This window comes from Thauera sp. WH-2, assembly GCF_048321015.1.
GTDB lineage: Bacteria > Pseudomonadota > Gammaproteobacteria > Burkholderiales > Rhodocyclaceae > Thauera.
The window spans coordinates 532,559-553,332 of record NZ_JBLWFG010000001.1; the positions used below are offsets into that span (position 1 = coordinate 532,559).

The 20,774-nt window shown below is 65.6% G+C and carries 18 protein-coding genes; 6 read left to right on the forward strand and 12 right to left on the reverse strand.

Annotation, left to right across the window (positions count from 1 at the left end; translation table 11 throughout):
* Positions 1-27 precede the first annotated feature (27 nt).
* Entirely contained in the window at positions 28-1,125 is a 1,098-nt protein-coding gene (gene serC, locus ACNKW1_RS02560) for a 3-phosphoserine/phosphohydroxythreonine transaminase (protein WP_418363026.1), read from the reverse strand.
* Positions 1,125-3,785 carry a DNA gyrase subunit A gene (gene gyrA, locus ACNKW1_RS02565; protein ID WP_418363027.1) on the reverse strand — a complete coding sequence of 887 codons (2,661 nt, stop codon included), beginning with the start codon at positions 3,783-3,785 and terminating at the stop codon, positions 1,125-1,127. Before gyrA ends, serC begins: the two co-directional genes overlap by 1 nt.
* 214 nt (positions 3,786-3,999) lie before the next feature.
* Here gyrA and grpE point away from each other — a divergent pair, with 214 nt between their 5' ends.
* The 3 genes from grpE to dnaJ all read left to right on the forward strand — a co-directional run bounded on the left by grpE (position 4,000) and on the right by dnaJ (position 7,877).
* Positions 4,000-4,599, forward strand: a complete 600-nt coding sequence (gene grpE, locus ACNKW1_RS02570; RefSeq protein WP_418363028.1) for a nucleotide exchange factor GrpE — start codon at positions 4,000-4,002, stop codon at positions 4,597-4,599.
* 125 nt (positions 4,600-4,724) lie between these two features.
* On the forward strand, positions 4,725-6,653 hold the full coding sequence (gene dnaK, locus ACNKW1_RS02575; protein ID WP_418363029.1) for a molecular chaperone DnaK: 1,929 nt from the start codon (positions 4,725-4,727) through the stop codon (positions 6,651-6,653).
* A 96-nt stretch (positions 6,654-6,749) separates the two neighbouring features.
* Positions 6,750-7,877, forward strand: a complete 1,128-nt coding sequence (gene dnaJ, locus ACNKW1_RS02580; protein ID WP_418363030.1) for a molecular chaperone DnaJ — start codon at positions 6,750-6,752, stop codon at positions 7,875-7,877.
* Positions 7,878-8,000: 123 nt separating this feature from the next.
* On the opposite strand, the gene ACNKW1_RS02585 is transcribed toward dnaJ, so the two are convergent.
* Together ACNKW1_RS02585 and cysS are read right to left on the reverse strand one after the other, a co-directional pair.
* A complete protein-coding gene (locus ACNKW1_RS02585; RefSeq protein ID WP_418363031.1) occupies positions 8,001-8,426 on the reverse strand; it encodes a ribonucleotide reductase subunit alpha in 426 nt (141 codons plus the stop codon).
* Positions 8,427-8,496: 70 nt separating this feature from the next.
* Complete coding sequence (cysS, locus tag ACNKW1_RS02590) at positions 8,497-9,882, reverse strand: cysteine--tRNA ligase (protein ID WP_418363032.1); 1,386 nt, start codon at positions 9,880-9,882, stop codon at positions 8,497-8,499.
* Between the two features lie 235 nt (positions 9,883-10,117).
* On the opposite strand from cysS, the gene ACNKW1_RS02595 reads away from it, so the two are divergent.
* The 3 genes from ACNKW1_RS02595 (at position 10,118) to ACNKW1_RS02605 (ending at position 12,099) form a co-directional block, all read left to right on the forward strand.
* A complete protein-coding gene (locus ACNKW1_RS02595; protein ID WP_418363033.1) occupies positions 10,118-10,705 on the forward strand; it encodes a peptidylprolyl isomerase in 588 nt (195 codons plus the stop codon).
* Between the two features lie 72 nt (positions 10,706-10,777).
* Positions 10,778-11,272, forward strand: coding sequence for a peptidylprolyl isomerase (locus ACNKW1_RS02600; RefSeq protein ID WP_418363034.1), 495 nt, complete (start codon positions 10,778-10,780; stop codon positions 11,270-11,272).
* 62 nt (positions 11,273-11,334) lie between these two features.
* The gene (locus ACNKW1_RS02605) at positions 11,335-12,099 is read left to right on the forward strand and encodes a UDP-2,3-diacylglucosamine diphosphatase (protein ID WP_418363035.1); all 765 of its coding nucleotides are present in this window, start codon (positions 11,335-11,337) and stop codon (positions 12,097-12,099) included.
* Here the strand turns inward: ACNKW1_RS02605 and ACNKW1_RS02610 are convergent.
* The 8 genes from ACNKW1_RS02610 to trpA form a co-directional block, all read right to left on the reverse strand.
* Positions 12,054-13,640 carry a sulfatase-like hydrolase/transferase gene (locus ACNKW1_RS02610; protein WP_418363036.1) on the reverse strand — a complete coding sequence of 529 codons (1,587 nt, stop codon included), beginning with the start codon at positions 13,638-13,640 and terminating at the stop codon, positions 12,054-12,056. The genes ACNKW1_RS02605 and ACNKW1_RS02610 overlap by 46 nt on opposite strands.
* 137 nt (positions 13,641-13,777) lie before the next feature.
* Positions 13,778-14,962: an O-succinylhomoserine sulfhydrylase gene (locus ACNKW1_RS02615; RefSeq protein ID WP_418363037.1), complete on the reverse strand. Its 1,185-nt coding sequence runs from the start codon at positions 14,960-14,962 to the stop codon at positions 13,778-13,780.
* Positions 14,963-14,991: 29 nt separating this feature from the next.
* A complete protein-coding gene (gene purF / locus ACNKW1_RS02620; protein WP_418363038.1) occupies positions 14,992-16,530 on the reverse strand; it encodes an amidophosphoribosyltransferase in 1,539 nt (512 codons plus the stop codon).
* Positions 16,531-16,541: 11 nt separating this feature from the next.
* Positions 16,542-17,033 (reverse strand): CvpA family protein, encoded by a 492-nt coding sequence (locus tag ACNKW1_RS02625; protein ID WP_418363039.1) that lies wholly within the window; start codon positions 17,031-17,033, stop codon positions 16,542-16,544.
* A 10-nt stretch (positions 17,034-17,043) separates the two neighbouring features.
* Positions 17,044-17,706, reverse strand: a complete 663-nt coding sequence (locus tag ACNKW1_RS02630) for an SPOR domain-containing protein (RefSeq protein ID WP_418363040.1) — start codon at positions 17,704-17,706, stop codon at positions 17,044-17,046.
* An 8-nt stretch (positions 17,707-17,714) separates the two neighbouring features.
* On the reverse strand, positions 17,715-19,037 hold the full coding sequence (gene folC, locus ACNKW1_RS02635; protein WP_418363041.1) for a bifunctional tetrahydrofolate synthase/dihydrofolate synthase: 1,323 nt from the start codon (positions 19,035-19,037) through the stop codon (positions 17,715-17,717).
* A complete protein-coding gene (gene accD, locus ACNKW1_RS02640; protein WP_418363042.1) occupies positions 19,037-19,915 on the reverse strand; it encodes an acetyl-CoA carboxylase, carboxyltransferase subunit beta in 879 nt (292 codons plus the stop codon). Before accD ends, folC begins: the two co-directional genes overlap by 1 nt.
* Before the next feature lie 2 nt (positions 19,916-19,917).
* Positions 19,918-20,733, reverse strand: a complete 816-nt coding sequence (gene trpA / locus ACNKW1_RS02645) for a tryptophan synthase subunit alpha (protein WP_418363043.1) — start codon at positions 20,731-20,733, stop codon at positions 19,918-19,920.
* Positions 20,734-20,774: the final 41 nt, after the last annotated feature.

A 20,774-nucleotide genomic window follows, 5' to 3' on the forward strand; every position in this document is an offset into this window, starting at 1 on the left:
TGCGGCCCTGCCTGTGCCCACCCGACTTCAACCGCGGCGGGCGGCGAAATCGTGCATGAAGCGCACCAGGGCCTGCACGCCCTCGAGCGGCATCGCGTTGTAGATCGACGCGCGCATGCCGCCGACCGACTTGTGTCCCTTCAGCTGCACCAGCCCGGCGGCCTTCGATTCGGCGAGGAAGGCTTCGTTGAGCGCCTCGTCCTTCAGGAAGAAGGGCACGTTCATGCGCGAGCGGCAGGCCGGGTCGATGCGATTCTCGTAGAAATCGCTGGCGTCGAGGAAGTCGTACAGCAGCCTTGCCTTGGCGACGTTCTGTGCCTCGATCGCAGCCACCCCGCCCTGGCGCTTGAGCCACTGGAAGACAAGGCCGGCGATGTAGATACCGTAGGTGGGTGGAGTGTTGTACATCGAGCCGTTGTCCGCCACGGTCTTGAAGTCGAAGGCGGTGGGACAGTGCGGCATCGCCCGCCCGAGCAGGTCCTCGCGCACGATCACGATGGTCAGCCCCGCGGGGCCGATGTTCTTCTGCGCCCCACCGAAGATCAGGCCGTACTTCGACACGTCGATCACGCGCGACAGGATGTGCGAGGACATGTCCGCCACCACCGGCACCTCGCCGCGGCCGACCTGTGCGAGGTCGGGCTCGAAGGGATACTCGAGGCCACCGATGGTCTCGTTGGTGCAAGTGAACACGTAGGCGGGATCGGCGGAAAGCTTCCACTCCGCTATCGCGGGCACGGTCGTGAAGCCACCCGCCTCAGACGACGCGGCGATGTTCACCTCTGCGTACTTGCGCGCCTCCTTCTGCGACTTCTGCGACCACGCGCCGGTGACCACGTAATCGGCCACGCGCTTGTCGCCCATCAGGTTCATCGGGATGATCGCGTTCTCCGCGATCGCCCCGCCCTGCATGAAGAGGACACGGTAGTTGGCCGGCACCGCAAGCAGCTCGCGCAGGTCGGCCTCCGCCTGCGCAGCAATGGCGGTGAACTCCTTGCCGCGATGGCTCATCTCCATCACGCCCATGCCGGCGCCATGCCAGTCCAGCATCTCTGCGGCGGCCTGACGCAACACTTCTTCAGGCAGCGCCGCAGGGCCGGCGCTGAAGTTCCACACGCGGCTCATCAGGCCTCTCCTTCGTCTCCGGCCGCCGGGGATCCACCCTCGCCCGACGCGGGGTTCGAACCCGCGTCACCTGCAGCCTCGTCATCCTCTTCGGCGCCGTCACCGTTGACACGCATGCTCTCGTCGGACTCCGACTCGGCCACCTTCTCCACGCTCGCGAGGTACGTGCCGTCGTCGAGGTTGATCAGCGTCACGCCCTGGGTCGAGCGCCCCATCTCACGGATGCTCTCCACGCCTGTGCGAATCAGCACTCCACCGGTGGAGATCAGCATGATCTCGTCGCTTGGCTCGACCAGCACCGCAGCGACCAGCTTGCCATTGCGATCACTGGTCTGGATCGCGATCATGCCCTTGGTGCCACGGCCGTGGCGGGTATACTCGGCGACCGGCGTGCGCTTGCCGAAACCGTTCTCGGTCGCGGTCAGCACCGACTGCGACTCATCCTTGGCCACCAGCATGGCGATCACGGCCTGGCCGTCCTCGAGCATCATGCCGCGTACGCCGCGTGCCTCGCGTCCCATCGGGCGCACGTCGGTCTCTGCGAAGCGCACGGCCTTGCCGGCGTCGGAGAAGAGCATCACGTCGCACTGGCCGTCGGTGATGGCCACGCCAATCAGGTGGTCGCCGTCATCCAGGTTGACCGCGATGATTCCGGCCTTGCGCGGGTTGGAGAACGCGGTCAGTGCGGTTTTCTTGACCGTACCTTCCGAAGTCGCCATGAACACGAAGTGCTCTTCGTCGAACTCCTTGATCGGCAGCACCGCGGTGATCTTCTCACCTTCGAGCAGCGGGAAGAGGTTCACGATGGGCTTGCCACGCGAGTTGCGCGTGCCCTCGGGCACCTCGTATACCTTGAGCCAGTAGCAACGGCCGCGGCTGGAGAAGCAAAGCACGGTGTCGTGCGTGTTGGCGACGAAGAGGTGGTCGATGAAGTCCTCGTCCTTCATCGAGGTGGCCTGCTTGCCGCGGCCGCCACGGCGCTGGGCGCGGTAGTCGGCGAGCGGCTGGCGCTTGAAGTACCCGGTGTGCGACAGGGTGACGACCATGTCTTCCGGCGTGATCAGATCCTCGATGTTGATCTCGGCGGTGTTCATCACCAGCTCGGAGCGGCGAGGATCGCCAAACTGGTTGCGCACCGCGGTGAGCTCCTCGACGATGATCGCGGTGATGCGCTCAGGGCGGGCGAGGATATCGAGCAGGTCGGTGATGACGTCCATGACCTCGCGGTATTCGCCGACGATCTTGTCCTGCTCGAGGCCGGTGAGGCGCTGCAGGCGCAGCTCGAGGATGGCCTGGGCCTGGGTCTCGGACAGGCGATAGCCCTGTGCCTGCAGCCCGTATTGCGGATCGAGCCCTTCCGGGCGGTAGCTGTCGGCGAGCGCGCGCGACAGCATCTCTTCGACCAGCGCCGAGCGCCACTCGCGCGCCATCAGCCCGCGCTTGGCGTCCGCGGGCGTGGGTGCGGCCTTGATGAGAGCGATGATCTCGTCGACGTTGGACAGCGCCACCGCAAGGCCTTCGAGGACGTGACCCCGGTCGCGCGCCTTCTTCAGCTCGAAGATGGTGCGGCGGGTGACGACCTCGCGCCGGTGCTCGAGGAAGCACACCAGCATCTGCTTGAGGTTCAGCAGGCGCGGCTTGCCGTCAACCAGCGCCACCATGTTCATGCCGAAGCTGTCCTGCAGCTGGGTGTGCTTGAAGAGCTTATTGAGCACCACCTCGGGCATCTCGCCGCGCTTCAACTCGATGACGAGGCGCATGCCCGACTTGTCGGACTCGTCGCGGATCTCGCTGATGCCCTCGATCTTCTTCTCGTTGACCAGCTCGGCCATGCGCTCCTGCAGGGTGCGCTTGTTCACCTGGTAAGGCAGCTCGTCGACGATGATCGCCTGGCGATCGGTCTTGCCGATCGGCTCGAAGTGGGTACGGGCACGCATGATCACGCGCCCACGGCCAGTGCGGTAGCCCTCGCGCACGCCATGCAGGCCATAGATCAGACCGGCGGTCGGAAAGTCCGGCGCCTGGATGATGTCGATCAGCGCCTCGATGTCTGTGTCGGGCTCGGCGAGCAGCTTCAGGCAGGCCTCGACCACCTCGCCCAGGTTGTGCGGCGGAATGTTGGTCGCCATGCCCACCGCGATTCCGCTCGAACCATTGATGAGCAGATTGGGAATGCGGGTGGGCAGAACCAGCGGCTCCCTCTCGGAACCATCGTAGTTCGGGCCGAAGTCGACCGTTTCCTTTTCGATGTCGGCCAGCAGCTCGTGACCGATGCGCGCCATGCGGATTTCGGTGTAACGCATCGCCGCCGCGTTGTCGCCATCGACGGAGCCGAAGTTGCCCTGACCATCGACCAGCATGTAGCGCAGCGAAAAGTCCTGCGCCATGCGCACGATGGTGTCGTACACCGCGGTGTCGCCGTGCGGGTGGTACTTACCGATGACGTCGCCGACGATACGCGCAGACTTCTTGTACGCGCGATTCCAGTCGTTGGACAACTCGTGCATTGCGAACAGCACGCGCCGATGCACCGGCTTGAGGCCATCGCGCGCATCGGGCAGCGCACGCCCCACGATCACGCTCATCGCGTAATCGAGATAGGAGTGGCGCATCTCCTCTTCGAGGCTGATCGGCAGGGTTTCCTTGGCGAACTGGGTCATGCTTGCAGGCGGACGAGCCGCGAAAACCAAAACACGTGATCTTACCACGCACGGAGGGCATCAGCCGCCCTGCCCTGGCGCGGCAGAAGCGCCCTCCGGATGGCACACGGCAGCCCAAAGCTTCGGCCACCGATTTCTTGCTGGCAGCTCTTGAAATCCAGCGCGTCATCCCCAGCTACCGGACTGTTTCGGATCAACAGGGAGCACGACCGACATGCAGGACCCCAATCAGGCCAGCCCGAACACGACCGAGCACGAGCTCGCCCAGACCCAGGACACCCATGCCCAGTCAGGAGTGGAAGCTGGCCATGCCACACAGGACGCTTCCCCGGAACGCGGCATCGACAGCATGCCCGGCATCGAGGAAGCGCTGCGCCAAGCTGAACTGAAGGCTGCGGAGCACCACGACGCCTGGCTGCGCGCCAAGGCCGAGACCGAGAACGTGCGCCGCCGCGCGCAGGAGGACATCGTCAAGGCGGGCAAGTTCGCAGCCGAGAAGTTCGCCACCGCGATGCTGCCGGTCAAGGATAGCCTGGAGGCTGCGCTCGCCACGGAGAACCAGACCGTCGAAACCCTGCGTGAAGGCGTCGAGCTCACCCTGAAGCAACTGGTCGCGGCATTCGAGAGCGCCAGCCTTGCCGAGGAGAACCCCCTCGGCCAGAGGTTCGACCCGAACAAGCACCAGGCAATCAGCATGGTCGAGGCCGACGCCGAGGCCAACACGGTGGTGACTGTGCTGCAGAAGGGCTATCTACTCAGCGAGCGCGTGATCCGTCCCGCCATGGTGATGGTCTCGAAGGGCAAGAGCCAGTAGGCCTCGTCAGGTTTTTCGTGCGGCGCGCTTGAAAGCCGGGCAAGCCGCCCCATATTCGAAGCAGACTGGCGCACCCACCGCTGCGCGCCCCAGATACAGACTGAACAGACTAAAGAGGAACACTCATGGGCAAGATCATCGGCATCGACCTCGGCACCACCAACAGCTGCGTCTCCGTGATGGAAGGCGGCAAGCCGAAGGTCATCGAGAACTCCGAAGGCGCACGCACCACGCCTTCCATCGTCGCCTACGCAGAAGACGGCGAGATCCTGGTGGGCGCGCCGGCCAAGCGCCAGGCAGTCACCAACGCCAAGAACACCCTGTTCGCGATCAAGCGCCTCATCGGCCGTCGCTTCGAGGAGAAGGAAGTGCAGAAGGACATCGCGATGATGCCCTTCACGATCTCCAAGGCCGACAACGGCGACGCCTGGGTGGAAGTGCGCGGCAAGAAGATCGCGCCGCCGCAGGTGTCCGCCGAGATCCTGCGCAAGATGAAGAAGACCGCCGAGGACTACCTCGGCGAGGAAGTCACCGAGGCGGTCATCACCGTGCCGGCCTACTTCAACGACAGCCAGCGCCAGGCCACCAAGGACGCCGGCCGCATCGCCGGTCTGGAAGTCAAACGCATCATCAACGAGCCCACCGCCGCCGCGCTCGCCTTCGGCATGGACAAGAAGCCGGGCGACTCCAAGATCGCAGTGTATGACCTCGGCGGCGGCACCTTCGACATCTCGATCATCGAGATCGCCGATCTCGACGGCGAGCACCAGTTCGAAGTGCTGGCCACCAACGGCGACACCTTCCTGGGTGGCGAGGACTTCGACCAGCGCATCATCGACTACATCGTCACCGAGTTCAAAAAGGAACAGGGCGTCGATCTCAAGAACGACGTGCTCGCGCTGCAGCGCCTGAAGGAAGCCGCCGAGAAGGCCAAGATCGAGCTGTCCTCGGGCCAGCAGACCGAGATCAACCTGCCGTACATCACCGCCGACGCCTCGGGCCCCAAGCACCTCGCGATCAAGATCACCCGCGCCAAGTTCGAGTCGCTGGTGGAAGAGCTGATCGAGCGCTCGATCGAGCCCTGCCGCATCGCGCTGAAGGACGCCGGCCTCAAGGTGTCCGACATCGACGACGTGATCCTCGTCGGTGGCCAGACCCGCATGCCCAAGGTCATCGACAAGGTGAAGGAATTCTTCGGCAAGGAGCCGCGCCGTGACGTGAACCCGGACGAAGCCGTGGCAGTGGGCGCCTCCATCCAGGGCGGCGTGCTGCAGGGCGAAGTCAAGGATGTGCTGCTGCTAGACGTGACCCCGCTGTCGCTCGGCATCGAAACCCTGGGCGGCGTGATGACCAAGCTGATCCAGAAGAACACCACGATTCCGACCAAGGCCTCGCAGGTGTTCTCGACCGCCGACGACAACCAGTCGGCCGTGACCATCCACGTGCTGCAGGGCGAGCGCGAGATGGCCTCGGGCAACAAGAGCCTGGGCCAGTTCAACCTGTCGGACATCCCGCCGGCGCCGCGCGGCATGCCGCAGATCGAGGTCACCTTCGACATCGACGCCAACGGCATCCTGCACGTGTCGGCAAAGGACAAGGCCACCGGCAAGGAGAACAAGATCAAGATCCAGGCCAACTCCGGCCTGTCGGACGACGAGGTCGAGCGCATGGTACGCGACGCCGAAGCGCACGCCGAGGAAGACAAGAAGGCGCACGAGTTGGTCGACGCTCGCAACCAGTGCGACGCGCTGGTGCACTCGACCCGCAAGGCGCTGACCGAGTACGGCGACAAGCTCTCCGAGGACGAGAAGTCCAAGATCGAGGCCGCGATGAAGGACGCCGAAGAGGCGATCAAGAGCGGTGACAAGGACAGCATCGAGGCCAAGAGCCAGGCCTTGGCGATGGCCGCGCAGAAGCTCGGCGAGCAGATGTACGCCCAGGCCGAAGGCGGCGCCCAGCCGGGTGCCGGCGCAGGCGGCCAGCAGGCCGGCGGCAAGGCCGACGATGCCGATGTAGTGGATGCCGAATTCACCGAAGTGAAGGACAAGAAGTAATCGTCACTCTGGCGAATCCTTCGCGGCCGAGCCCCGCCGGAGCCCTGCTCCGGTGCCGGCTCGGCCTTTGCTTGAGACCAGACTGAGCGAAGCACCATGTCCAAAAGGGATTACTACGAAGTCCTCGGCGTCAACCGCGACGCGGGCGACGACGAGATCAAGAAGGCCTACCGCAAGCTGGCCATGAAGTACCACCCGGACCGCAATCCGGACAACAAGGAGGCGGAGGAGAAGTTCAAGGAGGCCAAGGAGGCCTACGAGATGCTCTCCGACCCGCAGAAGAAGGCCGCCTACGACCGCTACGGCCACGCCGGCGTGGATCCGTCCATGGGCGCGGGCCCCGGCGCACAGGGCTTCGAGGGTGGGTTTGCCGACGCCTTCGGCGACATCTTCGGCGACCTGTTCGGTGGCGGCGGACGCGGCGGGCGCTCGAACGTCTATCGCGGCGCCGACCTGCGCTACAACCTTGAGATCACGCTCGAAGAAGCCGCGCGCGGCGCCGAGAAGACGATCCGCATCCCCACCGTCGAGGAGTGCGGCACCTGCCACGGCAGCGGCGCCAAGCCCGGCACCCAGCCCAAGCCCTGCCCCACCTGCAACGGCCACGGCCAGGTTCGCGTGCAGCAGGGCTTCTTCTCGATCCAGCAAACCTGTCCGAAGTGCCACGGCAGCGGCAAGATCATCCCTGACCCCTGCCGCGACTGCGGCGGCGCCGGCCGAGTGAAGAAGCAGAAGACGCTAGAGGTGAAGATCCCCGCAGGCATCGACGAAGGCATGCGCCTGCGACACGCCGGGCATGGCGAGCCGGGCGTCAATGGTGGACCACCGGGCGATCTCTACGTCGAGATTCACATCCGCAAGCATGCCGTTTTCGAGCGCGACCATGACGATCTGCACTGCGAGATGCCGATCAGCATCAGCACTGCGGCGCTCGGCGGCGAGATCGAGATCCCCACGCTGGACGGCATGGCACGGCTCAAGATTCCGGCCGAGACGCAGAGCGGCAAAGTATTCCGCCTGCGCGGCAAGGGCATCAAGAACGTGCGTAGCCACGTGCATGGCGACCTGATGTGCCATGTCGTGGTCGAGACCCCGGTGAACCTGACCGAACGCCAGAAGGAGTTGCTGCGGGAGTTCGAAGAGATCTCCAGCGGCAATGCCGACCGCCACAACCCGAAGGCCAAGGGTTGGATGGACAAGGTGCGCGACTTCTTCGGCACCTGAGCGTCGGCACGTAAAACCGCCCCTGTCCACCGGGGCGGATGAAAGCGGCCCGCGATTCACACCGAATCGCGGGCCGCTTTCATTGCGCGTGGCCGGCGGAACGCTCCGGCCGCAGGAAGACGATCAGGCCAGGCCTTCCGCCTGGTCGGGCAGCCAAACCTGTTCACCGTTCGGGCGGTAGGCCAGCAGGTGGGCGACGATGCCACCCTGGATCGACATGAGCATGGTTTCGAGCGCCTTTTGCACCGTGTCGTCGCTCGGCTCGCGCCCCGCCTGGCCGCTCAGGCAGCCGACGAACATCATGTCCCAGCTCTGACCGGTGTGGCGCGACTCCTCGACCAGCTCCTCGAAGCTCTGCAGTTCTTCCGGACGCTTGTCGACATACATCACCGGCACCAGCGCACCACCCTCGCCCTGCTCAAAGCTGGCGCGCTGCTCGGGCGTGGCGTTCTCGGGGAGTTCGGCGCGCGTGAACACCAGCAGCAGGCGCTGCGGCTCGGGTTGCTTGCGGGCGGCGTCGAGCAGGCTCTGGAAGCCGGTGATGATCATGTGCAGGTTCCTTATGCAGTGCGTGTGCGGTGCGGTTTGTGCAGATGCGTTGCGGCGCTGGAACGCCGCCTCAGGCGCGGCGCCAGGTGGTTCCGCCGGGGCCATCCTCGAGGATGACGCCCGCCTCGGTCAGCGCAGCACGGATGCGGTCGGCCTCGGCAAAGTTCTTCGCCTTCTTGGCGGCGGTGCGCTCGGCGATCCTGACCTCGATCACTTCGGCATCCAGCCCGCCCGCGTCCGGCGCCCCCGCCTGAAGGAAAGCCTGCGGCGCGCGGCCGAGCAGGCCGAGCACGCCCGCAAGCGCCTTCAGCTGCACCGCAAGCGCCGGCGAGGCGCCACGGTTGAGCTCGTTGGCAAGCTCGAACAACACGGCCACCGCCTCGGCAGTGTTGAAATCGTCGTCCATCGCAGCGCGGAAGCGCTTGGCGTGCGGCTCGTTCCAGTCGACCACGGCATCACCGTGCGCCGGCACGTTCTTCAAGGCGGTGTACAGGCGGGTGAGCGCGTTGCGGGCGTCTTCCAGGTGGGCGTCGGAATAGTTGAGCGCACTGCGATAGTGCGCCCGCAGGATGAAGAAGCGCACCACCTCGGGGTCGTACTTCTGCAGCACCTCGCGGATGGTGAAGAAGTTGCCGAGCGACTTCGACATCTTCTCGTCGTCGACGCGTACGAAGCCGTTGTGCATCCAGTAATTGACGAAGGCGTGACCATGCGCGCCTTCCGACTGTGCGATTTCGTTCTCATGGTGGGGAAACTGCAGGTCCATGCCGCCACCGTGGATGTCGAAGTGGTCGCCGAGCAGGTCCGAGCTCATCGCCGAGCACTCGATGTGCCAGCCGGGACGCCCCTCGCCCCAGGGCGAAGCCCACTTTACCTCCCCAGGCTCCTCGGTCTTGGCATGCTTCCACAACACGAAATCGAGTGGATCATTCTTGTCCTGCGCCACGTCCACGCGCTCGCCGGCGCGCAGTTCGTCGAGCGACTTGCCCGACAGCTTGCCGTAGCCGTCGAATTTGCGCACCGCGTAGCACACGTCGCGGTTCGCCGCGACGTAGGCGAGGCCCTTCTGCTCCAGGCGCGAGATCAGCGACTGCATCTGCGCAACGTAGTCCGTGGCGCGCGGCTCGTGCTCGGGGCGCAGAACGCCGAGCGCGTCTGCATCCTCATGCATTGCGGCGATGAAGCGGTCGGTGAGCTGGCGGATGCTCTCGCCGTTCTCCTGCGCGCGGCGGATGATCTTGTCGTCGATGTCGGTGATGTTGCGCACGTAAGTGACGTCCAGGCCACTTGCCCGCAGCCAGCGTGCCACCATGTCGAACACCACCATCACCCGCGCATGGCCGAGGTGACAGAAGTCATACACCGTCATGCCGCACACGTACATGCGGACCTTTCCGGGTTCGATGGGCTTGAAGACTTCCTTACTGCGCGAGAGCGTGTTGTAGATCGAGAGCATCGGTCCGGACGACAGAAGAGTACGGTGGTCGGAAGGTCGGGTACCAGCGCGGCGCCCCGCTGCGTGAGGGGCGCGCGATTGTGGGGGTGTGGGCTTGTTGCTAGAATTCCGCCTCGTTCCCGAACGCGGCCCCACCCTGGCAAGCGCGCGAGTATAGCACGCACGCAAAAGCCTTCTCCTCACGCCGCAAGGGCGCAGCATCCGGTGCATGCGCCCTCCAGCCCCCGGAGGTTCCATGAAGAAATACCTGTTCGCCCTCGCCGCTTCCGCCACCCTGACCATGCCCGCCCTTGCGGCCAACCCGATGGTCGAGATGAAGACCAATCAGGGCGAAATCGTCGTCGAACTCTACGCGGACAAAGCGCCGAAATCCGCCGAGAACTTCGTGCAGTACGTGAAGGACGGCTTTTACGACGGCACCGTCTTCCACCGCGTGATCGACGGCTTCATGATCCAGGGCGGCGGGTTCGACGCACAGATGAACCAGAAGGCCACCCGCGCCCCGATCGAGAACGAGGCGAAGAACGGCCTGCGCAACGAACCCGGCACGCTGGCGATGGCGCGCACCTCCGACCCGCACTCGGCCACCGCGCAGTTCTTCATCAACCTCAAGCCCAACACCTTCCTCGACTACCCGTCCCGAGACGGCTGGGGATATGCCGTGTTTGGCAAGGTCGTCCGCGGCATGGACGTGGTGGAGAAGATCGGCAAACTGGCCACCGGCAACCTCGGCATGCACCAGAACGTGCCACTCGAGCCGGTAGTCGTGGAGAGCGCCCGCCTGCTCGAAACCCCCGCCCCGGCCAGCAAGGCCAGCAAGTAGGCATCGACCTGCCCCGACGCCCGGCACACAGGGTGCCGGAACGACACGCGAATCACCCCAGGAGAGCATCACATGGCAGTCAAACTGCACACCAACCATGGCGTCATCACCCTCGAACTCGACGCTGAGAAAGCCCCGGCTACCGTGGCCAACTTCCTCGCCTACGTCGAATCCGGCCACTACGACAACACGATCTTCCACCGCGTCATCGACGGCTTCATGATCCAGGGCGGCGGCTTCGAGCCGGGCATGACCCAGAAGCCCACCGGCGAACAGATCAAGAATGAGGCCGACAACGGCCTCAAGAACGAGCGCGGCACGATCGCGATGGCGCGCACACAGGCCCCGCACTCGGCCACGGCACAGTTCTTCATCAACGTCGCCGACAACGAATTCCTCAACTACCGCTCGCCCGACCTGCAAGGCTGGGGTTACTGCGTGTTCGGCCGTGTCACCGAAGGGCTGGACGTGGTGGACGCCATCCGCAAGGTCAAGACCGGCTCGAGCGGCTTCCACCAGGACGTGCCGAAAGAGGACGTGGTCATCGAGCGCGCCGAAGTCGTCTGATCGTGCCCACCCGCGAACGCGCACCCGGTACCCCCTCCCAAAAGGGCGGGGGTACCGCAGCAATGCCGGAAGCCGCCCGCGCGGCACTTCCGGCATTGTTCATTTCCGACCTGCACCTGAACGAGGACGAACCGGCCAACGTCTCCGCCTTCCTCTCTTTCCTGCAGGGGCCAGCGCGCGAGGCCGCTAGCCTCTTCATCCTCGGCGACCTGTTCGAATACTGGGCGGGCGACGACGACCTGGAGACCCCTTTCAACGCCCGCATCGCCGCAGCGGTCCGGGCACTCGTCGACCGGGGAACTGCGGTCTTCTTCATGACCGGCAATCGCGATCTCCTCGCGGGCCCGAGGTTCGCCGCCGCGATCGGCGCCACCCTGCTCACCGACCCTGCCCCTGTGCGCTTCGGGACCGGAGCGCAAGCCCCGACGCTGCTGCTCGCCCACGGAGACGCGCTGTGCACGGACGATCTAGCCTACCAGGCCTTCCGCAAGCAGGTGCGCGACCCTGGGTGGCAAGCTGGCTTTCTCGCTCAGCCGCTGGCTGCGCGCAAGACCTTCATCGCCGGTCTGCGGCAGAAGAGCGAGGCGGCGAAGGCTGACAAGTCCTTGGAGATCATGGACGTCAATGCGGACGCCGTCGCGGCCTTGCTGCGCCAACACGGGTTCCCGGTGCTGGTGCACGGCCATACCCACCGCCCCGACACCCACCGCTTCACGCTCGACGGACATCCCTGCGAGCGGCGGGTGCTCCCCGACTGGCGCGGCGAGGCCTGCTGGCTGCGCTACGACGGCAGTTCGTTCACCGCAGCATCGACCGCTGCCGGCTGAGGCGGCGCCGGGCGAGGCTGCTCGGCCAGATGCTCGGGCGGCTCCCACAGCGAGCGATAGGTGGCACTGTAATCGAGCACTTTCTCGGACATGCTGGCAACGTGGTTGGGTGGCCGTGGCGCCCGCACCGGTCCGATCGCCGAGTAGCCCAGCCCGGCACGCCCGTCTTTCACCTGCAACCCTACCAGATCCAGGATGGTCGGCAGCATGTCGAAGTGGGTGACTTCCCGGGTATTCGCCGCAAGCTTGGCATCGTTCGAGATCAGCAGGTTGAACACACGGCGTTCGGGATTGCGCACCAGCTTCTGATACGAGGAATTGCCCATCGCCAGGTGGTCGCCCTGCACCACGATCGCGACGCGATCAAGCCAGCCACGGGCAATGATGTACTCCACGAACTCGGCCACCAGATCCGCGGTGCACTCAACGACCCCTTCGAAGCCCTCGTGGCCGCGGCGCGCGCATTCCGGCGACAGGTGACCATAGGGGTGATGAGTATCGATGGTCAGCACGGTGAGATTGAAGGGCTGCTTCGACTTCATCAGCTGCCCGAGTTCCGCGCGGGCACGGCGGAACAACGCATCGTCCCGCAGCCCCCAACCGCTCATCCCGGCCGGCGGCTCGCCCGCCTCGATCCACTCCTCCCGTCCCATCACGCGGTGGTAGCGATGGTCGTGAAAAAACTTGCCGACCCCCGCGAAGGCTAGGCTAGAGCCATTCAGGAACACGTTGCGGTAGCCCTCTGCGGCAAGGAGATCGCCCAGGCAGCGCGCACGCGGCAGGTAGCGCTCCACCTTCTCGCCCTGAACGTTGCCGCCGAACATCGCGATCGATTTCAGGGGAACGCCGCACTGGGTAGAGACGAGGCTGGCGATCGTGAAGTGCGCTCCCATCAACTCGCGATAGCTGTCGAAGGAGACCACGCCCGGTCGGGACTTCAGCGCATTCAGTCGGTGCAGCAGGTCGTGGCCGAACAGGGCCGGATCGGAATAGCTCGTCTCCAGGCTTTCGACATAGATCAGCACCAGGCTCTTGGGCTGCTTGCCCACCCGCTGCAGCGTTGCACGGCCAGGATCCACATAGGCTTCGGCGAAGTAATCATCCCCGAAGTAGCCGCGCACATAGCGCGCTACCGAGAAACTGTCCACGAAGAAGGCAACCCCCGCACCCAGCACCATCAGCGGGACGATGCGCGGCGCGGTGTGGTGCGCTGCCCACCTCAAGGCCACCGCAAGCGCCCGGCCGGCACGACGCAGCCAGGGCCGCGGCCAGGCATCGGGATGCCCGCGCAGATGACGCAGCCAACCGTCCACGCCCCACAGCAGCACTGCGAGCGCGGCCGGCAAGGCCAACGCCCGCCACAGGAAGCGGCGAATGAGCTCGGGATCGCTGCTCAGCACGCCTTCGGAGCCGAAGCGGAGGTGATACAGGATCTGGTCGATGCTGACGCGACCGAACTCGTCCGTCAGCCATCTCGGCACCGCATAGAGCATACATCCAGCCAGAATGGCCAGAAACCTGAGCAGTCTTCCAACGCGCATGCCGACACCGCCATTGCGAATCCCGGCGTACGCGGAACGGTACGCTCGTCACGGGGACGCAATGGTAATGCAACTTCACCGCAACAAAACAGTAACCTTTCGCTGAAGCGTCTCCGTTTGTTGCATGCAGGGCGTTCTCAACGCTTCAGGCCGCGCGCGAGGTCTTCCTTCAGGTCGTCCACGTCCTCGAGACCGACCGCCACCCGCAGCAGCCCGTCGCCAATCCCCGACGCGGCGCGTGCCTCGGACGAGATCCGCCCATGCGTGGTCGTCGCGGGATGGGTGATCGTGGTCTTGGTGTCGCCGAGGTTGGCCGTAATGGAGATCAAGCGGGTGTTGTCGATGACGCGCCAGGCGGCTTCGCGCCCACCCGCCACCTCGAAACTGACGACCGCCCCGCCCGCCTTCTGCTGTCGCATCGCGAGCGCATGCTGCGGATGGGACGGCAGACCCGGATAGAAGACGCGGGTCACGCCGGGCTGCGCCTCGAGCCAGCCCGCAAGCTCCAGCGCGCTCGCGCACTGCGCCTGCATGCGGATGCGCAGCGTCTCCAGTCCTTTCAGAATCACCCAGGCATTGAACGGCGACAGCGTCGGCCCGGCAGTGCGCAAAAATTTGAACACTTCATCGGTGACCGTCTTGCGTCCCGCGACCGCCCCGCCCAGCACCCTGCCCTGCCCGTCCAGGTATTTGGTGGCCGAGTGCACGACGACATCGGCGCCCAGCGCCAGCGGACGCTGCAGCACCGGCGTGCAAAAGCAGTTATCCACGGCGAGCAGCGCCCCGGCCTCATGCGCCACGCCCGCGACCGCAGCGATGTCCACCACCTCGGTAAGCGGATTCGATGGGGTTTCGACGAAGAACAGCTTCGTCCGCGGGCGCACCGCATCCCGATAGGCCTGCAGGTCCGTGGCCGGCACGAAGCTGGTTTCGATGCCGAACCTGGACAGGATGTTGCCGAACAACTGCTGCGTGGCGCCGAAGAGTCCATTCGACGCCACGATGTGGTCACCCGCCTGCAGCAGCGCCATCACCAGCGACATGATCGCCGACATGCCCGACGCGGTGGCGACGCAGGCTTCCGCACCTTCCAGCGCGGCGAGCCGGGTCTGCATCGCAGTTACGGTCGGGTTGGAGAAGCGCGCATAGACGTAGCCCTCCTCCGCGCCGGAGAAGCAGGCTGCCGCCTGCTCCGCGCTCTCGAACACGAAGCTGGAGGTCAGGTACATCGCCTCGCCATGCTCGCGGAACTGCGTGCGCTCGATGCCGGCGCGGACAGCAAGGGTGTCGGGGCGAAGGGATGCGGGATCGAAATTGCTCATCAAGGTCTTCCGTACCATGGGGGGCAGGCTCAGCCCTCATTCTCACCGGCGAGGTTCAGGTCAAGCTGGCCATCGTCCGCATCGTCGTGGCCGTCTTGCTTGGCGGGCTTGAGCTCGCCACGCTGGTTCTCCACCCCGTTCAGGTACTCCGCGGTAATGTCGCCCGTGACGTACTGGCCATCGAAGCACGAAGTCTCGAAGAAGCTGAGCGAGGGGTTCAGCGCACGCACTGACGCCTTCAGATCGTCCAGATCCTGGTAGATCAGCCCGTCCGCACCGATCTCGCGGCAGATCTCGTCCTCGCTGCGATCACTGGCAATCAACTCGCCCCGCGTCGGCATATCAATGCCATAGACGTTCGCGTGCCGCACCGGGGGCGCGGCGGAGGCGAGGTATACCTTTGTCGCACCGGCCTCGCGCGCCATATTCACGATTTCCTTGCTCGTGGTGCCACGCACGATCGAGTCGTCCACCAGCAGCACGCTCTTGCCCCGGAATTCCTGATGGATGGTGTTGAGCTTCTGCCGCACCGATTTCTTGCGCGTGGATTGACCGGGCATGATGAAGGTCCGCCCGATATAGCGGTTCTTGACGAAGCCCTCGCGGAACGGCAGGCCGAGCCGGTGCGCCATCTGCATGGCAGAGGGGCGGCTGGAGTCCGGAATCGGGATGACCACGTCGATGTGAACGTTCGGCATCGTGCGCTTCATGCGATCCGCAAGAAACTCGCCCATCTTCATGCGCGATTCATACACCGAGACGCCATCGATGATGGAGTCCGGGCGCGCCAGGTAAACGTATTCGAACATGCACGGGGCGTGCACCGTCTTGCTCGCGCACTGGCGGCTGTGGAAATTGCCATCCACATCCACCAGCACCGCCTCCCCCGGCTCCACGTCGCGCAGCAGCTTGAACCCGAGGACGTCGAGGGCGACCGACTCGGATGCCACCAGCCATTCCGCCCCCGCCCCGGTGTCGTTGCGCCCCACCACGAGCGGGCGGATGCCGAAGGGGTCGCGGAAGGCGAGCAGCCCGTAGCCAGCGATCATCACGACCACCGCATAGGCACCGCGACAGCGGCGATGCACGCCCGCCACCGCGCGGAAGATTGCGTCCTCATCGAGCTTGAGGCCGTTGCAGGCTGCCTGCAGCTCATGCGCAAGCACGTTGAGCAGGACCTCGGAATCGCTGCTGGTGTTGATGTGGCGCAGGTCCGACAGGAACATCTCGCGCTTGAGCGATTCCGAATTCGTGAGGTTGCCGTTGTGCGCCAGCAACAGGCCGAAGGGCGAGTTCACGTAGAAGGGCTGGGCTTCTGCTGCGTTGTAGGCCGAGCCGGCAGTCGGGTAGCGCACATGGCCGATGCCCCAGTTGCCCATCAGGTTGCGCATGTTGCGCGTGCGGAACACGTCGCGCACCAGTCCGGACCCCTTGTGCATGTGGAAGCGCCCGCCCTCCGAGGTAGCGATGCCGGCCGCGTCCTGACCGCGGTGCTGGAGAACCTGCAGGCCATCGTAGAGCAGCTGGTTGACGGGGGAGGTGGCAACGACACCGAGAATTCCGCACATGGAAGTAACGCCTATCTGAATCGAATTTTTTCGGCCACCACATCGGGTAGCCAGGGTTTGGTCGCGATCACCACTGACTCCAGCGGCGGCGCAAAGAGCGACTGTGCCCACCAGGGCTCGCGCGACACCCCGGCAAGACCGCCGATCAGGACCACAACGAGGGCGATCGCGAGTCCGCGCGCGATGCCGAACAATGCGCCGAAGAAGCGGTCGGTGGGCCCCAGCCCGGCGGCCCGCAATAGCTCGCGCAACAGGTAACGCAGCAGCGCCACCAGAATCAGCACGCCGACCACGACCAGCGCCCCCCCGGCGACCTGACGCCACATCGGCTCGAGGATGAGACCCTCGAAAACGCTGGCGGCCTGTTCGTTATAGCGCCAGGCGGCAAACAATGCAGCAACCCAGGCCAGCACCGCCATGACCTCGCTGACCAGCCCGCGCCACATTCCGATCGCAGCGGAGAACGCGAGCATGCCCAGGAAGACGTAATCGAATGCCGTCATCGGGTCCCGTTCAGCGCGCCTGCAGCACGGCCTGGTGCCCTGCAGCCTTGAGGCGTCCGACCACCTTGTCCGCGGCTTCACGGCCTGCGACCGGCCCCACGCGCACGCGCGTCACCTGGCCCGCCGGCTCGGTGTAGGCCGAGAAGCCCTTTGCCTTGAGTTCGTCTACGAGCTTCGCAGCCTTGGCCGCATCACTGAAGGCCCCGACCTGGACCACAAAGGATTCGCTGCGCGGGGGTACCGGCTCGCCCGCCAGGATCGCCCGCACACGTGCCTCTTCCTCTGCCGAGCGCGCGGGCGCAGCCAGTCGTGGTGCCTCGGGAACGACCGCAGCCTTCGGCGGCGTCGGCCCTGCGGCAGGAGGCTTCGCAGGCGCGGGCGCCGCAACGGGCGGCGGTGCAGATTCGGCGGTGGCAGCGCCATCATCCTCGGGCACCGGCACGACCGTCGCCACGCCTCCGTCATTTCCCGGCGCGGGCTGCGGTGCCGGCGACGGCAACGCTGCCACCTTGTCCCGGTCGGGGATGGTGATCTGGATGTCCTGCATCGACGGATGCGGCTCCTGATCCATCATCACCGGCAGCACCACGGCAGCAAGCAAGGCGAGCGCGATTGCACCCACCAGCCTGCGCCTCGCCCGCTTCTTGATCTCCAGGTTTTCTGCGTCGCTCACGCCAGCCCTCACGCGCGCCTTGCAGCCTTCAGGGCCGCGAGCGCATCCGCTACCGTCAGGAAGGATCCAAAGACCACGATTCTATCATCGTCGCCAACCTCTCCCTGCGCCGCCGTGAGCGCTTCGATGGGCGAACCATAACAGGCGATATCGCCCTTGCCACCCGCCGCACGCACACGCGCGGCGAGCGCTTCGGCCGACAGCCCGCGCCCCCCGGGCAAGGACGCCAGCCGCCAGTGGTCCACACGCCCGGCCATCAGCGACACGACGCCTTCGACGTCCTTGTCGTTGAGCATCCCGAGCACCGCCCAGGTCTCGGGATAGAAGCCCATGTTGCCGAGATTGTCGGCGAGCACGCCCGCCGCCTGCGGGTTGTGTGCGACATCGAGCACAATGGCGGGCCGACCCGCGAGTACCTGGAAGCGCCCCGGAACGTCGACCAGCATCAGCCCCTGACGAACATGCTGCATGGACACCGGCAGCCGGTCGCGCAGGGTTTCGAGCACGGTCATCACCGCCGCGGCATTGAGCAACTGGTTGGCCCCGCGCAAGGCCGGATAGGCCATACCACCCCGTTTGACGAGCGCACCTTGCGCCGGCGGTTCGGCATAGCGCCAATACCCCCACTGCTGGCGGTCGCCACCGAAACCGAAATCGCGTCCACTGATCCACAGCGCCGCACCAATCTCTGCGGCGTGCTCGACCAGCGTGACCGGGGGCTGGGGATCACCACACACCGCTGGACGGCCGGCGCGGAAGATCCCAGCCTTCTCGAAACCGATCGCCTCGCGCGTGTCGCCAAGATAGTCCATGTGGTCCATGGCGATGCTGGTGACGAGCGCACAGTCGGGCTCGAACACATTGACCGCGTCCAGACGCCCCCCGAGGCCCACCTCAAGGATCACCACGTCCAGTGCAGCGTCCGCAAAGACCTGCCAGGCCGCAAGCGTACCGTGCTCGAAATAGGTCAGCACGGTGTCGCCACGTGCCACCTCCACCGCCGCGAAGGCACGCAGCAGGGCGCCGTCGTCGACCTCGTGCCCGTCCACCCTCACGCGCTCGTTGTAGCGCAGCAAGTGCGGCGAGGTATAGCAGCCAACGCGATAGCCTGCGGCGAGCAGGATGCTCTCGAGCATCGCGCAGCAGGAACCCTTGCCGTTGGTGCCCCCCACCGTGATGAGGACCGCATCGCTTTCGGCCGCCATACGGTCACGAACCGCAGCGACCCGCTCCAGGCCGAGCTCGATACGCTGGCCGTGGCGCTGCTCGAGCAGCGCGAGCCAAGCGCCGAGGCTGTCCGGGAGATCCGGACGATCGTGCTCAGCGGACATCAGTCGGCAACCACGTCTGCAGGCTGCCGGTTCAGCATCGCAAGCAGCGTGGCGAGTTGCTCACGCATCTCGCGACGATCGACGATGAGATCGATGGCCCCCTTCTCCAGCAGGAACTCGGCACGCTGGAAGCCCTCGGGCAGCGTCTCGCGCACGGTCTGCTCGATCACGCGCGGGCCGGCAAAACCGATCAGGGCATTGGGTTCGGCGATCACCACGTCCCCCATGAAGGCGAAGCTCGCCGACACACCGCCCATGGTCGGGTCGGTCAGCACGGTCACGAAGGGCAGCCGGCGATCAGCCAGGCGGGTGACCGAGGCGGTCGTCTTGGCCATCTGCATCAGCGAAAGCAGGCCTTCCTGCATGCGTGCCCCCCCCGAAGCGGTGATACAGATGAAGGGCAGCCGTTCCTCGTAGGCCACCTTCGCACCCCGCACGAAGCGCTCCCCAACGACCGAGCCCATCGAACCGCCGAGGAACTCGAACTCGAAGCAGGCGACCACGACCGGCACGCTCTTGATTGCACCCTTCATCACCACCATGGCGTCGGCCTCGCCGGTGTCGGCAGTTGCTGCCGACAGGCGGTCGGGATACTTGCGCGAATCCTTGAACTTGAGCGCATCGACCGGCGTGACCTCGGCGCCGATCTCGCTGCGTCCGTCGGCGTCGAGCAGCACATCGAGACGACGGCGCGCGCGCAGGCGGTGGTGATGGCCACACTTGGGGCACACACCAAGGTTGCCGTCGAGATCGGTGCGATACAGCACCGACTCGCAACCCTCGCATTTGCTCCACAGGCCTTCAGGAATGGATTTATTGCGCGCGGAGGCATCGCCGCGCTTGATCTTCGGTGGCAGCAGCTTCTGCAACCAGCTCATGTTCAGGCTCCTTTGTCCGCAACGAGGGCGTCGAGCGCGACGCGAATGTCGCGCATGAAGGCGGTCACACGCTCGACCTCGGCCCCGGGGTGGTTTTCGATTTCCTCGATGATGCGGCTGCCGATCACCACCGCATCCGCCACCGCACCGACGCGCTGCGCGCTCTCGGCATCGCGGATGCCGAAGCCCACGCCCACCGGCATGCCGACCGCGGCGCGGATCTGCGGAATGCGACGCGCAACCTCCTCGACGTCGAGTTTTGCGCTGCCAGTCACACCCTTCAGCGAAACGTAGTAGATGTAGCCGCTGCCGGCACGCGCAACGTCAGCGAAACGCTGCTCCGACGAGGTCGGCGCAAGCAGGAAGATCGGATCGAGCCCGCCCGCCTTCGCAGTGGCGGCAAAGCTCACGCACTCCTCGGGCGGGTAATCGACCACCAGCACGCCGTCGACACCGGCCTCACGCGCCGCAGCCACGAAGCGCTCGGGCCCCATGGCCTCGATCGGGTTGGCGTAGCCCATCAACACCACTGGCGTATCGGCATTGGCGGCACGGAAGACGCGCACGGTTTCGAGCACCTTGCGCAGGCTCATGCCCTGTGCGAGCGCGCGCTCGGAAGCGCGCTGAATGGTGGGGCCATCGGCCATCGGGTCGGAGAACGGCACGCCGAGCTCGAGGATGTCGGCGCCGCCTTCAACGAGCGCATTCATCAGCGGCAGGGTGAGCTCAGGCGCCGGAAAGCCGGCGGTGACGAAGGGGATCAGCGCCTTGCGGCCTTCAGCCTGCAGGCGCTGGAAAACGGTCTGGATTCTTGACATGTCTCGATCACACTGCGGGCCGCTTGCGCGGCCCGGGGCAG